14 protein-coding genes are annotated in these 14,754 nt (G+C 58.3%); 8 read left to right on the top strand and 6 right to left on the bottom strand.

The features are described from left to right. Nucleotides 1–87: 87 nt before the first annotated feature. The 5 genes from ABDK75_RS03085 (at nt 88) to ABDK75_RS03065 (ending at nt 6,508) form a co-directional block, all read left to right on the top strand. Complete coding sequence (locus ABDK75_RS03085) at nt 88–2,517, top strand: membrane-bound PQQ-dependent dehydrogenase, glucose/quinate/shikimate family (RefSeq protein ID WP_346004947.1); 2,430 nt, start codon at nt 88–90, stop codon at nt 2,515–2,517. A gap of 54 nt (nt 2,518–2,571) precedes the next feature. Next, entirely contained in the window at nt 2,572–3,060 is a 489-nt protein-coding gene (locus ABDK75_RS03080; protein ID WP_346004946.1) for an OsmC family protein, read from the top strand. 115 nt (nt 3,061–3,175) lie between these two features. After that, a complete protein-coding gene (gene queA / locus ABDK75_RS03075; protein WP_346004945.1) occupies nt 3,176–4,219 on the top strand; it encodes a tRNA preQ1(34) S-adenosylmethionine ribosyltransferase-isomerase QueA in 1,044 nt (347 codons plus the stop codon). Beyond that, nucleotides 4,216–5,382 (top strand): tRNA guanosine(34) transglycosylase Tgt, encoded by a 1,167-nt coding sequence (gene tgt, locus ABDK75_RS03070; RefSeq protein ID WP_346004944.1) that lies wholly within the window; start codon nt 4,216–4,218, stop codon nt 5,380–5,382. The genes queA and tgt overlap by 4 nt, the downstream gene beginning before the upstream one ends. A gap of 67 nt (nt 5,383–5,449) precedes the next feature. Then, complete coding sequence (locus ABDK75_RS03065; protein ID WP_346004943.1) at nt 5,450–6,508, top strand: purine nucleoside permease; 1,059 nt, start codon at nt 5,450–5,452, stop codon at nt 6,506–6,508. Nucleotides 6,509–6,556: 48 nt separating this feature from the next. Here ABDK75_RS03065 and ABDK75_RS03060 read toward each other — a convergent pair whose 3' ends face one another. The 4 genes from ABDK75_RS03060 to ABDK75_RS03045 all read right to left on the bottom strand — a co-directional run bounded on the left by ABDK75_RS03060 (nt 6,557) and on the right by ABDK75_RS03045 (nt 10,908). Further along, nucleotides 6,557–7,165: a nitroreductase family protein gene (locus ABDK75_RS03060; protein ID WP_339408293.1), complete on the bottom strand. Its 609-nt coding sequence runs from the start codon at nt 7,163–7,165 to the stop codon at nt 6,557–6,559. Nucleotides 7,166–7,291: 126 nt separating this feature from the next. Beyond that, nucleotides 7,292–8,383 (bottom strand): purine nucleoside permease, encoded by a 1,092-nt coding sequence (locus ABDK75_RS03055; protein ID WP_346004942.1) that lies wholly within the window; start codon nt 8,381–8,383, stop codon nt 7,292–7,294. After that, nucleotides 8,380–9,924: an adenosine deaminase gene (locus ABDK75_RS03050; RefSeq protein WP_346004941.1), complete on the bottom strand. Its 1,545-nt coding sequence runs from the start codon at nt 9,922–9,924 to the stop codon at nt 8,380–8,382. The genes ABDK75_RS03055 and ABDK75_RS03050 overlap by 4 nt, the downstream gene beginning before the upstream one ends. A 75-nt stretch (nt 9,925–9,999) precedes the next feature. Next, nucleotides 10,000–10,908 (bottom strand): PhzF family phenazine biosynthesis protein, encoded by a 909-nt coding sequence (locus tag ABDK75_RS03045; RefSeq protein ID WP_346004940.1) that lies wholly within the window; start codon nt 10,906–10,908, stop codon nt 10,000–10,002. Nucleotides 10,909–11,017: 109 nt separating this feature from the next. On the opposite strand from ABDK75_RS03045, the gene queG reads away from it, so the two are divergent. Continuing rightward, on the top strand, nt 11,018–12,082 hold the full coding sequence (queG, locus tag ABDK75_RS03040) for a tRNA epoxyqueuosine(34) reductase QueG (RefSeq protein ID WP_346004939.1): 1,065 nt from the start codon (nt 11,018–11,020) through the stop codon (nt 12,080–12,082). Beyond that, nucleotides 12,079–12,303: a ribbon-helix-helix domain-containing protein gene (locus tag ABDK75_RS03035; protein WP_086633354.1), complete on the top strand. Its 225-nt coding sequence runs from the start codon at nt 12,079–12,081 to the stop codon at nt 12,301–12,303. Before queG ends, ABDK75_RS03035 begins: the two co-directional genes overlap by 4 nt. Nucleotides 12,304–12,308: 5 nt before the next feature. On the opposite strand, the gene ABDK75_RS03030 is transcribed toward ABDK75_RS03035, so the two are convergent. Further along, on the bottom strand, nt 12,309–12,677 hold the full coding sequence (locus ABDK75_RS03030) for a hypothetical protein (RefSeq protein WP_046900813.1): 369 nt from the start codon (nt 12,675–12,677) through the stop codon (nt 12,309–12,311). A 107-nt stretch (nt 12,678–12,784) separates the two neighbouring features. On the opposite strand from ABDK75_RS03030, the gene ABDK75_RS03025 reads away from it, so the two are divergent. After that, nucleotides 12,785–13,615 carry a TerB family tellurite resistance protein gene (locus ABDK75_RS03025; RefSeq protein ID WP_046900812.1) on the top strand — a complete coding sequence of 277 codons (831 nt, stop codon included), beginning with the start codon at nt 12,785–12,787 and terminating at the stop codon, nt 13,613–13,615. Here ABDK75_RS03025 and ABDK75_RS03020 read toward each other — a convergent pair. Next, nucleotides 13,612–14,682, bottom strand: a complete 1,071-nt coding sequence (locus ABDK75_RS03020; protein ID WP_346004938.1) for a YeiH family protein — start codon at nt 14,680–14,682, stop codon at nt 13,612–13,614. The two genes, ABDK75_RS03025 and ABDK75_RS03020, sit on opposite strands and share 4 nt — an antisense overlap. Nucleotides 14,683–14,754 lie beyond the last annotated feature (72 nt).

Genomic DNA, 14,754 nt, shown 5'->3' with positions numbered 1-14,754 from the left:
AGTAAAAGAGCGCCCTATTTTCTTTTTTAGGAAACTGCGCTCCCCCGTGCGGGATTAATCCTTTCGGTTACCCCGAAGGAAAATTCCATGCCGCCTACGCCTCGACGCAGTTCGTTCCTGCCCCTTGTAACTGGCATCTTACTCGTTCTGCTCGGCCTGGGTCTGGCCTTGCCCGGTTTCTGGCTGATTGGGCTGGGAGGCTCTTTCTACTACGCCGTCGCAGGCGTCCTCATGGTGGCGTCCGGCATTCTGATGATCCGGCTTCACCCCGGTGCTTCCGCAGTTTATGCCGCCCTCCTGCTTTATACGCTTGTTTGGGCATTGGGGCGCGTAGGCCTTGATGGCTGGCGCCTTCTCCCGCCTCTTGCCCTGCCAGCGGGGATGGGCCTGTGGGTATTCAGTCCATGGATTACGGGACGACTGCTCCAGGGCACGGAGCGTCGCTCCTTCGACAAACCCGTTGTTGCAGGCGGCATGGCCTTCTGCGCGGCACTCTTTGTCTTCGTGTTTGCCTGCGGTTGGCACATTACTGCATCGCGCGACCACCAGTTCAATCCGTTCCCCGGTGAGACCGGTGCGACCCTTCCGGGCGCGGACCAGCAGGCTGCCAATGACTGGCAGTTCTATGGCGGCTCTCCGGCAGGAGACCGCTTTGCCATGCCAACCCAGATCAACGCTTCCAACGCACACGACCTGAAAGTGGCGTGGGTCTATCACAGCAAGGATCTGCCACGCGCTGGCGAGAACTCCCGCGGGCGGGAATTCAGCTTTGAAGCAACCCCAATCAAAATCGGCAACCGGCTGTTTTTCTGCACGCCACACCGAGATGTCGTGGCGCTGGATGCAACATCCGGAAAGGAAATCTGGCGATATTCGCCGGGTGGGGAATTCGGCAAGAACATCTATCAGGCCTGTCGTGGCGTGTCCTACGTCAATGCGCCGGGAACGGATTGCGCCCATCGCATCGTCTCAACAAATTCCAGCTCCCCTCCAACCCTGTTTGAAGTCGATGCAGACACGGGAAAACTCTGCGAAAGTTTTGGCGATCATGGCGTTGTGGATCTCCGGGGTGGGATGGGAGCTATTCCACCCGGCTTTCACTTCATCACCTCCCCACCCATGGTGCTGCATAACCGCATCATGACAAGTGGCTGGGTTTATGATGATCAGACGGTTGGCGAGCCCTCCGGCGTTATTCGTGGCTTTGACGCCATTACGGGCCAACTGGCCTGGGCCTGGGACATGGGCCGCACACCGACCAACAAACCTCTGGATCCGGGCGAAGTCTTTACCCGTGGCACCGCCAATGGCTGGGGCGTCTATACGGCCGATGCCGGGCTGAACATGGTTTACGTCCCGCTCGGGATTGCCACGCCTGACTATTTCGGTGGCAAGCGCCGGAGCTTTGACGAGAAGTATGACAGCTCCCTTGTCGCCTTGGATATCACGACGGGCGAGGAGCGCTGGCATTTCCAGACCGTTCATCATGATCTGTGGGATTTTGACCTGCCCGTCGGCCCATCTCTGGTGGATCTGCCAGATGCCCACGGCACCCTGACGCCCGCACTGGTACAAACAACCAAGCAGGGCGAACTCTTCGTGCTGGACCGGCGTACCGGTGCTCCATTCTATCGCGTTCAGGAAACCCCCGTACCTGCCGGGGACACGCCGGGCGAGCACTATTCGCCGACGCAGCCACTGTCCGTCGACATGCCCAATCTGCGCCGCCCTAATCTGACAGAAGATGATATGTGGGGCGCGACCCCATACGATCAGATGTTCTGCCGCATTGCCTTCCGCTCCATGCGGGACAAGGGCCTTTTCACACCGCCGAGCCAGCAGGGAACCGTGGGCTTTCCAGCGTTTGATGGCGTGGCAGACTGGTATGGGGGCACCATCGATCCGACGCACGGTGTCATGTATATCAACACCACGTTCATTCCGTTCCTGATGACGCTGGTGCCGCAGGAAAAAGCTCTTGCCAAAGGGCTCTACAAATCCTGGCATGACTGGACCCAGCCTTATCCAGAACCTGTTTTCACAAACAACCCACAGCATGGCCTGCCCTTCGCGGCCGTCGTGAAGCCATGGCTTGGCCCGTTTGGCGCTCCATGCCTGGCACCCCCATGGGGCAAGATGCAGGCGATTGATCTTGTTCACCGTCGGGTCATCTGGGAGCGGGCTTTGGGCACAACGAAGAATGTTGGCCCGACGAACATGCTGCGGATGCCCGTTGGCCTGCCTACCAGCGTCTTCTCCATGGGCGGCAGCGTGACCACGCCGAATGGTCTGGTATTCATGGGGGCGCTGGCCGATCAAAGCTTCCATGTTCTTGATGGGCATGACGGCCATACGCTTTTCAAGACAGAACTGGATGCCGGCGGCAATGCCACGCCGCTGACCTATATGGGCGAAGACGGCCGACAATATGTCGTGCTGGCTGTGGGCGGCCACGGTGGGCTAAAAACGCGCAACAGCGATGAAGTCGTGGCCTTTGCATTACCCAAAGCCCGATGAACATACTGTCTTCCTGCCGTCAGGGCAGGAAGACAGCAAGAGGCAGGATCAAACATGGCCGGAAAACAGCACACTTATTCCGTGAAAGTTATCTGGACCGGCAATACGGGAACCGGCACATCCTCTGCCCGCAGCTACACGCGCGATTACGATATTATGGCGCCTGGCAAGCCGACGATTGAAGGTTCGTCTGATCCTTCTTTTCGCGGAGATCCTGCCCGATGGAATCCCGAAGATCTGCTTCTGGCGTCCCTGTCGGCCTGTCACAAACTCTGGTTTCTAGGGCTCTGTGCGCAGGCAGGCATCGTCGTCACGGCATACGAAGACCATGCCACCGGCGAAATGGAAGAAGAACGCACCGGCGCTGGGCAGTTCACGTCCGTAACGCTTCATCCACGCGTCACCCTGTCCGCCAAGTCAGACGCCGAGAAAGCACTGGAGCTGCATCACAAGGCGCACGACATGTGCTTCATCGCACGATCGGTCAATTTCCCGGTCATGAACGAGCCTGTTATTGTTCATGAGGGTGAACAGGGCGCCTGAAACGCATCCACCTCGACGGCTTGACGCCAAAAAAAATCGCCTTTTGACCGAAAAGATGCGCCGGGTCGGCTGGTCCGGCGTTTTCATGTTGGCTGAACCTGCTAGAGAGCATCCCATGACGGATGAACTCGCCACGTTCGATTTCGAACTGCCCCGCGACCATATTGCGACCGAACCCGCCAGACCGCGTGACAGCGCAAAGCTGCTGCATGTGCGGTCCGGAGAAGCACCCGATCTGCGGATCATACGCGATCTGCCTGGCCTGCTGCGGGAAGGCGATCTGCTGATTGCCAACAATACTGCCGTCATCCGTGCCCAGCTCTCCGCCACGCGCGGCGAGGCGAAAATCGGCATCACGCTGGACCGGATTCTGGCTGACGGAAGCTGGCATGCCCTCGCCCGCAACTCCCGCAAGCTGAAACCGAACGATACGCTGAATTTTGGCGATGATCCGGTCACGGCCTCCGTTGTGGAAAATGAAGGCGATGGTGCCGTCAGCATCCGCTTTTCCGTCGAAGGGGATGCGTTCGATGCGTTCCTCGAACGCGTGGGAGCATTGGCCCTTCCGCCTTATATCGACCGTCCCTTCGGGCCGACCGTGCAGGATGACAGCGATTACCGGACGATCTTTTCCAAGCATCGCGGGGCTGTGGCGGCTCCCACTGCCGGTCTGCATTTCACGCCAGACCTTCTCGCCGCGCTCGACGCAAAAGGCATCCAGCGCCGAACGCTGACGCTTCATGTGGGCGCTGGCACGTTCCTGCCTGTCCGATCCTCCATCGCCGAGCATCGTATGCACGCAGAATGGGGCGAGATCGACGCGGAGACGGCGCAGGCCATCAACGAAACACGCGCCCGAGGTGGCCGTGTTGTTGCTGTCGGAACCACGTCTCTCCGCCTCTTGGAAAGTGCGGCGCTCGAAGACGGTACGGTTCAGCCCTGGCGGGGCGAGACGTCCATTTTCATCAAGCCGGGCTATCGCTTCAAGGCGGTGGACCTGCTCATGACCAATTTCCATCTGCCGCGCTCGACGCTCTTTATGCTGGTCTGCGCGTTCAGCGGCACCGACACCATGCGTGAGGCCTATGCCTACGCCATCGCCAACGGACTGAGGTTCTATTCCTATGGCGATGCCTGCCTTCTGGAGCGAGCACCATGACCGAACAGGCCACAAAAATGACGTGGGTTCCGGAAGCAACCTGCGGACAGGCCCGCGCCGGCCATCTGCATACTCGTCACGGCACCGTCCCGACCCCGACCTTCATGCCGGTTGGTACCGTTGGCACCGTGAAGGGCATGACCATGGATGCCGTTCGCTCCACGGGCGCAGGCATTGTTCTGGGCAACACCTACCATCTGATGCTGCGCCCGACGGCGGACCGCGTGCAGAAGCTGGGCGGCCTGCACAAGATGATGGACTGGTCCGGCCCGATCCTGACGGATTCCGGCGGATTTCAGGTCATGTCTCTCGGCGCGCTCCGCAAGCTCGATCAGGACGGGGTGACCTTCCAGTCCCATATTGATGGCAGCAAGCATCGCCTGTCGCCGGAGATCTCGACGGACATCCAGTACAAGCTGGACGCCACGATCAGCATGGCGTTCGATGAGTGCCCGGCCCTCCCCGCCACGCCAGAAGCACTCCGCAAATCCATGGAACTCTCCATGCGCTGGGCGGCCCGCTCACGTGAGGCGTTCGTGGCACGTGATGGCTATGGCCAGTTCGGCATCGTGCAAGGCGGCACCGAGCGAGACTTGCGCGAATATTCCATCAAGGCGCTGACGGAGATCGGCTTTGAAGGCTATGCGATTGGTGGTCTGGCGGTGGGTGAAGGTCAGGAACTCATGTTCTCGACCCTTGATTTCACAACGCCCATGCTTCCGCAGGACAAGGCGCGCTACCTGATGGGCGTTGGTACGCCGGACGATCTGCTGGGGTCGGTCATGCGTGGTGTGGACATGTTCGACTGCGTGATGCCCTCGCGTGCTGGCCGTACGGCGCGAGCTTATACGGAGCGCGGCTACATCAACCTGCGCAACGCACGCTTTGCTGAAGACACGCGCCCGCTGACACCGCATGACGACAGCCCGATGGCGGGCCGTTACACGCGTGCCTATCTGCATCACCTGTTCCGTGCTGGTGAGATGCTCGGCCCAATGCTGCTGACGTGGCACAATCTGGCCTATTATCAGCGCCTGATGCGGCAGATCCGCGCCGCTATCGTGGATGGTACGCTGAACGAACTGGCAATCAAACTGCGCGAGGACTGGTCCAAAGGAGACTGGACCGAAGATGAATGGCCCATGCCCTCTCTCGCTTTGTAAGTTTTCATTCTGATCCTGTTCCAATAATGTGTTTCCCCAACGACCTTCGGCTTTGGGGAATACGGATTTGAAACGCTTTAATGCAGGCCTGGCTTTTGCCGGGCTTCTCTGTGCGGGCAGCGCTCTGGCTGCGCCCCATAAGGAAGAAATCAAAGTTCTTGTTGTCGCCAACTGGGAAGTCGGCGCAGACAAGGGCGATGAGCCAGGCGAATATCAGGACTGGGTGGAGCGTCTCCATCTTGATGAAGAACGCCCCATTCGCGGCGTACAGGAAAAGCTCCGCCGCAATGCAGATGGCGTTTACGGCATCGCCCTGAAAAGCGGCAGCATTGACCTGCACGCGCTTGCGCTCGATCCGCATTATGATCTGACGCACACCTACTGGATTTTTACCGGCATTTCTGGCGTGAACCCGAATGTCGCGTCCGTGGGTAGTGTGGCCTGGGCACGCTGGGTTGTAGATGGAGACGCATTGCGGGAAATCGATGACCGCACGGTTCCGAAAGGCTGGCCGTATGGTTTGTATGCCATCGGGGCAGACAAGCCGGACACGCTACCAGCCAACGCAAACCATTATGGCTCTGTCACGGATGTGGCGGAACTCAGCAAGGCGTATCCACTCAATCAGGGTCTGGCGAACTGGGCCTTCAACCTGAGCAAAAACACTCCAATGGCAGACGATCCTGCTATTGCCGAGCGCCGGAAGGCCTGGAAAGGCTTCCCCAACGCTCAGAAGCCGCCAATGCTCATTATGGGTGAGACGCTTGGGGCGCTTCGTTACTGGCATGGCCCGTCCCGCAACGAATGGGCGGAAAAATGGGTCAAGCTGTGGACAAAAGATCAGGGTCAGTTCGTCATGACCAATGAGGAAAGCCAGACCTATCAGATCGATATGCGGACACTCGCCCGTCTGGGATATGTCGATCTGAACCGCGTCATGGTTCTGCGCTCAGGGAGCAATTTTGACATGCCGCCCCCAGGCGTGCCGATCACCGAGAGCATCGGGGACGAAGCGCCCGGCCAGAAACTGGCTTTCGACAACAACGAGCGTGCCGGTGAGCCGGTTGTCCATGAACTGATCGCGCATTGGGCGACGTACCGGACGCATATCCCGGGCCAGAATTAAGGCCGTCAGGCTCTGGACAGTGCAACAGCACCATCCAGAGCCGATTTATCAGAACCGGTTTTCGATCATGATTTCGGAAACCGGGAGCGCCCCGCCCGATGGCTTCGGAGCAGACGCGGCCTTTCCGATCGCCACGAACATGACGATCTCATGGTCCTCTGGCAGATTGATAAGCTTGCCGACGGCATCGAAGTCAAAACCATCCATCGGGCAGGTTCCATACCCCATGCTCTCGGCCACCAACATGATGGCAGCAGCAGCCATACCGCAGGAGCGCATGCCTTCATCCCGCTGCACCTGCTCGCGACCCCGGTAATACTGGTCGATGGCGCCAACCATGTACTCCCGAACAGCATCCGGGGCGTTTTCCCAGTAGCGCTCTGGCGACTTTTCCCATGCCTTGATGTCCGCACACAGAACGATCAGCGCAGACGCATCCGTCACCTGAGCCTGATCCCACGAGACGGCACGCACCTGCTTGCGCAACTCCGGGTCCTTGAGAGCCACAAAGCGCCAGTTCTGGATATTGAAGGCCGTCGGCATCCGGCGCGCCAGACCGAGAATAGTTTCGAGGTCTTTCTCCGGCATGCTGTGCGCAGCATCGAAATGCTTGGTCGCACGGCGCTGAAGAATGGCGGAAGAAACGTCGAGAGTCATGGGAATCCAATCAATCGAAACTAAAGCGTTCTGTTCACGACAAACTATGTCTTAAGCGCATACACGCAAAAAATGCCCGCCAGTTCAATCTGGCGAGCATTTTCCTTTCAACACAGGAGCTGGTCGTTATTCTGCACCCGGGATGGTTTTCTCGTATTTGTCCCAATGCGTGGCCAACTCGCGCACCACGACACTGCCGACAGTATAGGCTGCCTCAACAGATGGAATAAACGCCGAGTAGCTGCCTTCGTGCGCTTCTTCCGCCAGCAATTCAGCCGCCGTCTGGCCCGGATACTGCATGTCAAAATTGCTGGTCGTCCGAAGGATCAGAGCACGCTGGGGATCTACTCGACCCGCCTTAGCCTGTGCAGCAAGCGCCTGACAGAACGCAACGTCTTCTTCTGCCGTCGTGGCCAATGTTCCCTGATTGTCGGTCCAGTAGCGCACCCAGCGCTCTGCCCAGGCATTCATCTTCTCGCCAACCCAGAAGGTCTCACCAGAAATGGTGTCACCGACCATGACCGACGGTGCCTTCAGGGCTTCCGGGTAACCCTTGTAACGCGCGCGGGATGCCTGAAGGCCCGGCGTATCCGGCAGGGTCATGTTTTTCGTCAGGCCATAGGCCCACTGCACGAGCTGCGGGTTGAACGTGTAAACCATGTCCCCGCTGACAGAATGCAAAGGCGGACGCGGCTTCTCATCCGGGAGACTGCCCTGAACCGGCGTAAACCCATCCGGCCAGGATTTCGGAATTTCCCGCGGATCAATCAGATGCGACAGACCGCCATTAATCACGCGTGGCGCCCAGATGGCAGAGCCGACCGTACCGAACTTCGGATCAACACCGCCAATTCCGGCCAGAACAAAATAGGCATGTTTCAGGTCAAAACGCGGATCAAGGACGAGCGCCGTGATGGCCGATGCCATGTGCTCCGGCCCTTCCCCGGACGCGATACCCAGAACATGCAGTTCCGGGTTGTAGTGCATGACATCATGGTCCGTACCGGGCGCAGGAATTTCCTGCGAGAGCGGGAGCTTCTCAACCCAGTTTTGGTACTCGCCCGGCGTGTCGCCCGTGTCCTTGCCAAGTTCGAAGGTCGTCACCACAACTACGCGCACAGGAATAGGCCGCGTTTTGGCAGATGCGCTGGAGACGCTGCCTGAAACTGCGAGGACGGACAGGGCAGTCGCCCCGAGAAGAGTTTTCAGGCGGTTCATTGATAGAGGCTTTCGTGAGGAGCAGAAGTTTCAAAAGCGGCAAACCGCGATTCAAGCTGCCACTGAAGGCGGGCTTTCTCGCTGGTTTTCAACAGATCGGCACAAGGGCCGCTCTCAGGCTGAGATGAAGATACGGTCTGGCAGGCGGCAACAGGCTTACCGACCTGATGGTTGTCCCAAAGGCTCTGCCCTGGAATAAACGCATATTCCAGACCCGTCCGGGACATCTGCTTCAGGTCCGCATAGCTCAGATTGTAGGTTTGAGCGGCCCGGATATATTCCTGCGTCAGATCACCACGGGAGACGCCTTCGTCATCCGTTGAAAGTGCAACGGGAACCCCGGCCCGGCGGTAGAGCGGCAGCGGGTGTTCAGCGCCCTTCACGTTCAGGATCTCGTCATTACTCGTCAGGTTGATTTCCACCATGACGTGCTTCTTAGCCATCTCGGCCAGCAGCCCGGTAACATCATCTTCCGATGCGATATCGACGCCATGGCCGATGCGCTTGGCACCAGCGATTTCGATGGCTTCCCGAATGTGATGCTTCAGGCCTTCCGGCGGAACGAGCTTGCCAGTGAGTTCACCGGCATGAAGGCTGAGGTTCACCCCCGGATAGACCTGCGACAAAAACTGGAACATCCGCATATGCAGGGTGTAATCCCGCATGGCGATGGCATCATCTTCCGGCGCCACAATATTGAGGCCGACAAATCGGGGATCGGCCTTAACGACCGCATATCCGGCATCAAGCTGGGCATAGACTGCCTGTGGCGGCAGCGTACGAAGAACCTGGAAAAGGTAATGAACACTCACGCTGCAACCCGGATGAGCCTCGGGCGTGCCGCATTTCAGAACCGTTTGTGCCTGCTTGTCCATGGCATCCGTTTCCTGACGGGCCTGCGTCACAAGAGCAGAAATCTCCGGCTCCAGCGCTTTATGAGCAGCGGCGAAATCGTCACCACTCATCGGATGTTTGAAGCCAGCATGGATCATCGCGGGAAGAGCCGGTGAAATCATGGGCTCGATATAGGTGATATGATCGTGGGCGGCACGATCCATGGCCTCTGCCAACATATCGCCCTGATGGGCCGCATCGATCGACCCAAAGTGCCTGAAAGCTGCGAAGAAGTGGTCATGACCTGAGCGGTCAGTCGGCGATGGCGTGAAATCCCGCATGGACATGGCATCAATCAGGCGACTTTCAGCATCCGGATTTCCAGCCAGAGCCGTTGCTGGCATCTCACCCTCTTTCGGATGCGGACATGCATGACTGAGGATCTCAAGGCTTTTGAGAGAGACGCACAAGCCATCCTGGGCCGCCCAGTTCAGCATGTTTTCTGCGTAGATCGCCCCTACGAGATGATTGTGCAGATCTGCGCCTTTGGGAAAGGCCCGCAGAAACAGACCAAGCCGAACCGGATCATTTCGAACGGTGTTGTAAGTCTGCTCAACTGCAGACGGAGCTTCGGCCCTTGCCAGAGGAGACAGGGCCGTCAGGGAGAGGGCAGCCGCTACAAGAACGGAAGGAAGGGTGCATCGCATGGTGGCACGATGCCGACTGCCCACGCCCCTGACAAGATATTTTAAGACCGTTATAAACTCTGCAACAGACCGTTCTCAGACTTCGCTTTCCAAACTGAAAAATCCATCCATGACAGGGACACAGGAACCGGCGACGTAAGCCTTGCCCGCTTCTGTTCTGGCGTCCAGAAGGCTTGGTCGTCCCATGTCCACACCCTGCGTGAAGGTCAGGGACAGATCCGCTCCATTCTCCAGCGCAGACAGGAACGCGACGGCGGCAACTGTGGCGCTCCCCGTCGCGGGATCCTCGGCAATGCCATCCAATGGCGAGAACATGCGCCCCTGAATGTCGCTGCCTTTTTCAAAGGCGCTCTCCCCCGCATTGCGCGTGTAGGCATACACGGAACTGATCCCGTTGGAGGCGAGAAGCCTGCGATGCGCGGCAAACTCTCCATGGGCGCGACGCAGAGCGTCGCGAGACGCAAGCTCAACAATCAGGAACGGCAGCCCGACCGAAACAACCTGTGGCGCGTGGTGATCCGTACGAATATCTGCGGGTTCAAGCCCCAGACACGCAGCCGCATTTTCAGGAATCATCCGGCTCCGGCGTGTCATGGCTTCCGGCGCCATAAGCTCCGCCCGAACGACCCGTCCGTTCTCACGCTCCAGCCGCACAGGAACCAGGCCGGCCTTTTCTTCAAACAAAAGCGTTTCCGGCAGCTCCCGCCCCTGCGCTTCGGCCTGTCGCGCCAAGGCAAAAGCGGTGCCGATATTCGGATGACCAGCGAATGGCAGCTCTCCGGCTGGCGTGAAGATACGGACATGCGCCGTATGATCCGCCTCTACCGCAGGGAGCACGAAGGTTGTCTCGGAATAGCCGAACTCAATGGCAATCTTCTGCATCTGCTCGGTGGAAAGCCCCGCTGAATCCAGCACGACCGCCAGAGGATTGCCCCCAAAAAGCTGGTCCGTGAAAACATCCAGGGTGACATAGGAACGACGCATAACCGGTTCTCTCATCGGAGAATGAAGACATCCCATCATGTCTGATTGGCCCGTTGGGGGAAAGATGGCGTAAACTGCTGATTCTGCTTTCCATCCATCTGCTGAGCGCATGACATCACGCCCATCCCCTTCCCGCCCCGGACGTTCCCTTGAGGAACGGATCGAGGACCACGCCCGGCATCTGGGATTTGATGCCGTGGGCTTCTGCGCGGCGGAGCTTGGCCCGGATGTGGAAGCTGGCCTGCGCGCTTTTGTTGCCCAGGGCCATCACGGAACGATGGAATGGATGGAGACGCGCATTGAACAGCGCAGCCATCCGCAGACCCTCTGGCCCGAAGCTCGCAGCGTCATTTCCCTTGCCGTCTGTTACGCACCAGCCGAAGACCCGGACGCAACGCTGCGTCAGCCGGATCGGGGCAATATCTCCGTCTATGCCCGTAATCGGGACTATCATGACGTCATCAAAGGGATGCTGAAGCATCTGGCGCAGTTCGTCGTGAAGCTGGGCGATGAGACTACGCAGGTGAAGGTCTTCGTCGATACGGCCCCGGTTTCGGAACGCGCTCTGGCGGAAAAGGCTCATCTGGGCTGGCAGGGTAAGCATACCTGTCTGGTCTCCCGCACCCATGGTTCATGGCTTTTGCTGGGGGAAATCTACACGACGCTGGATTTAAGCCCGTCCGAGCCAAAAGGCGGAAGCTGCGGCACCTGTACGAGTTGCCTGACAGCCTGCCCGACGGACGCATTCATTGGTCCCTATCGTATGGATGCCCGGCGCTGCATTTCGTATCTGACAATCGAACACAAAGGGCCGATCCCGCACGACCTGCGGGAAAAAATGGGCAACCACATCTATGGCTGCGACGACTGCATTTCCGCCTGCCCGTGGAACCGCTTTGCCGAGGCGTCCCGCCACATCAAGCTTCAGGCCAGACCGGAACTGATCGAGCCAAAACTTGCAGAACTTGCAGCCCTCGATGACGCAGCTTTCCGCACGCTTTTTTCGGGCTCGCCGGTCAAGCGCATAGGTCGCAACCGGTTTGTCCGGAATGTTCTGATCGCAATCGGCAACTCGAACGATCCTGCCCTCGTATCCTCAGCGCAGGCTCTTCAGTCTGACCCCGATCCCGATATTGCCGAAACGGCCCGCTGGGCACTGGAACGCCTGACATGAGTGACCTCGTCAAACGCAGCCTTTCGCTCTCAGGACATCGGACGTCCGTCGCGCTTGAACCAGAATTCTGGGCAGTCCTGGATCAGATGGCTACGGAGCGGGCCCTGAGCTTTGCGGCCCTCGTTGCGTCGATTGACGCCAAACGCACACCAGACCGCCCCTTGGCTTCAGCTCTCCGTGTTGCAGCCCTTATGGATGCGCGAAAAACGGCCGAAGACTGATCGGATTACTTCGCGTTCGGAGGAAGATCCATCCAGTCAGGGTGCTTTCTCTGGATCCAGTTCAGAGCTTTCTCCATCAAACGACGGAAGAACGGAATATCTTCGGAAAGAAGCAGGATACCTACAGGAATCATCCACACACCCAGAACGGGTAAGAACGCCATGCAGCCTCCGAGCATGAACAGAATACCAGCCGGAATACGAATCCATTTACGCTCTGGCTCCCGTAGCCAGCTCAGCGTCTTCTGCATCCATTCAGGAAGTTTGCGAATCAGGGCCTGCATCTTCTCCTCATAGTCGTCTGCCGACGAAGGCTGAGCGACGGGGAGATGCTGCGTCTGATCGGACATAACTGGGGTGACCTTGTTTTTCATGATGCTCCTTCAACACCCGAAGCCTGCGGGAGATCCAGTTCTTTCTGTGGAGGGCACATGTCCGATCTGTCATTTGCCGCTTTCCGGGACCATGCTAGATTGTCGATATGGCTATCTGGGGCAAAATGTTCGGTGGTGTTGCTGGCTTCGCAGTCGGCGGCCCGTTCGGGGCACTGATGGGAGCAGCCCTTGGGCATGCCGCCGACAGTGGCTCTCTGCTTAATCCTTCCACCGGGGGGTGGAGCGAACGCTTTCCTGCACGGGGTCGTCCTGACCCGAACAGTGCAGCGTTTTTTGGAGCTGCAAAAATTGCGGCTGCCATGGGCAAAAAAGATCAGCTTTACGCCATTGGCCTTGTGGCGCTGTGCGCAAAGCTGGCGAAGGTTGACGGGCCGGTCAATCGCTCCGAAATCAATGCTTTCAAAACCTGCTTCCAGTTTCCACCCGACAATACGCGTGAAGTTGGCATGTTGTTCGACCGCGCACGGGAGCGAACGGACGATTTTGAAATGTACGCCCGCGAGATGGGCTCAGCTTACGGAGACGACAAGGCACCGCTGGAAAACCTGATGGTGGCCCTTTTCCGGATTGCTCGTGCGGATGCCGGAGCATCCAGGGAGCTCCATCCAAAAGAAATTGATTTTCTTCAGCGTGTCCATCGTGCGTTTGGTCTGTCGTCTGGAGCATGGACACGCGCAGAAAGTGGCGACAGCCGTGCTGCCAGCACTGGCGAGCCGGATGCCTATCGCGTTCTCGGCATCACGCGTACAGCGTCTGACAAGGAAGTCCGCGTTCGATGGCGAACGCTTATCCGCGAGTACCATCCGGATGTTATTGCCCAGAAACCCATGACGGATCTGGAGCGCAAACGTGCGCAGGAACGCGTGGCCCGGATCAATGCTGCATGGGACCGCATCAAGCGGGACCGTCAACTTTAACCGAAGTGAAGCCATACCAGCATACCGTAGCTGATGGCGCCCAGTCCCAACAGTGACAGGATGACAGCTCCTGTCACCCTCAGGCCAGCGTTCGCAACGCTGCGGGCATCAACACCGAGGCCCAGAGCCGCCATGGACGTTACCGTCAGAATTGTTGCGATGTGACTGATGGGGCTGCCAAGTGACGACGGAATTAGCCCGAGTGAGCGGCACGCTACCAACGCGAGAAAACCCAAAATAAACCACGGCACAAACTGGAAAATTCCGCCTTTCCTGACTGATGCGTTTATATTTTCTGACGTCTCATTTTTACGTTCGGAAAAGAAAACGGGAGAGGCCAGTCCAAGCCCGAAACACACGGGCCCAAGCATCAGAACGCGCACCAGTTTGACGATCATGCCTGTCTGCACAGCAATGGTACCGAGCGGGGCCGTGGCAGCGACGACCTGCGGCACAGCATAGACCGTCAGTCCAGCGAATGCGCCGAACATGCTGCCACTCATACCTGAGAGTAAGCCAAGACATGGCAGTCCCAACACCGTGAGAACGCCGAACACTGCAGTGAAAGCAATCGCCGCGGCAACGTCTTTTCCGTCTGCTCGAATAACAGGCGCAACAGCTGCAATTGCGGAGTTTCCACAGATCGAGTTGCCGCAGGCAATGAGCAGCGCCATGCGGGGTGGAAGCCCCATAAGCCGCCCAATCCCGAAGCTCATGATGAGTGATGTCGCTACGAGCACCATGATGCCAATAATCAGGACAGGCCCGACTGCCAGCAGGTTTGCCGCACTTACTGGCGCTCCGAGCAGAACAACAGATATCTCCAGAAAATAGCGCGCGGTGAAAGCAATGCCGGCTTGGTATCTATCCCCCGGCAACCAGAGGCTGCGCACGGCCATTCCGGTCAAAATCGCCAAGACGAGGGCCTCCAGCCATGCCTTGCCGAAAAGAACCTGCTCACCAGCTTCTAGCAATGATGCAGCAGCACTCACTGCAAGGCACAATCCTATTCCCGGCAGGGTGCGATAAGCGGGCTGAAATTTCGGAACAGCGAGACATCGGGGCATGATCGTTTTCTCCTGCCCTTCAGATATCCGCTCATAAATCATCAATAAAACAAATTGATTAAGTTAGTTCAT

The organism is Gluconobacter sp. OJA (assembly GCF_039638325.1).
Classification (GTDB): Bacteria; Pseudomonadota; Alphaproteobacteria; order Acetobacterales; family Acetobacteraceae; genus Gluconobacter; species Gluconobacter cerinus.
Note: the sequence above shows the minus strand (reverse complement) of the source record. Positions and strands in the feature narration are given on the sequence as shown.

Coding starts and splice junctions, on each gene's coding strand:
- ABDK75_RS03030 (WP_046900813.1), bottom strand. CDS start 12,677: ATGAAAAACAAGGTCACCCCAGTTATGTCCGATCAGACGCAGCATCTC.
- ABDK75_RS03060 (WP_339408293.1), bottom strand. CDS start 7,165: ATGACTCTCGACGTTTCTTCCGCCATTCTTCAGCGCCGTGCGACCAAG.
- queG (WP_346004939.1), top strand. CDS start 11,018: ATGACATCACGCCCATCCCCTTCCCGCCCCGGACGTTCCCTTGAGGAA.
- ABDK75_RS03080 (WP_346004946.1), top strand. CDS start 2,572: ATGGCCGGAAAACAGCACACTTATTCCGTGAAAGTTATCTGGACCGGC.
- ABDK75_RS03025 (WP_046900812.1), top strand. CDS start 12,785: ATGGCTATCTGGGGCAAAATGTTCGGTGGTGTTGCTGGCTTCGCAGTC.
- ABDK75_RS03035 (WP_086633354.1), top strand. CDS start 12,079: ATGAGTGACCTCGTCAAACGCAGCCTTTCGCTCTCAGGACATCGGACG.
- ABDK75_RS03055 (WP_346004942.1), bottom strand. CDS start 8,383: ATGAACCGCCTGAAAACTCTTCTCGGGGCGACTGCCCTGTCCGTCCTC.
- ABDK75_RS03045 (WP_346004940.1), bottom strand. CDS start 10,908: ATGCGTCGTTCCTATGTCACCCTGGATGTTTTCACGGACCAGCTTTTT.
- tgt (WP_346004944.1), top strand. CDS start 4,216: ATGACCGAACAGGCCACAAAAATGACGTGGGTTCCGGAAGCAACCTGC.
- queA (WP_346004945.1), top strand. CDS start 3,176: ATGACGGATGAACTCGCCACGTTCGATTTCGAACTGCCCCGCGACCAT.
- ABDK75_RS03020 (WP_346004938.1), bottom strand. CDS start 14,682: ATGCCCCGATGTCTCGCTGTTCCGAAATTTCAGCCCGCTTATCGCACC.
- ABDK75_RS03085 (WP_346004947.1), top strand. CDS start 88: ATGCCGCCTACGCCTCGACGCAGTTCGTTCCTGCCCCTTGTAACTGGC.
- ABDK75_RS03050 (WP_346004941.1), bottom strand. CDS start 9,924: ATGCGATGCACCCTTCCTTCCGTTCTTGTAGCGGCTGCCCTCTCCCTG.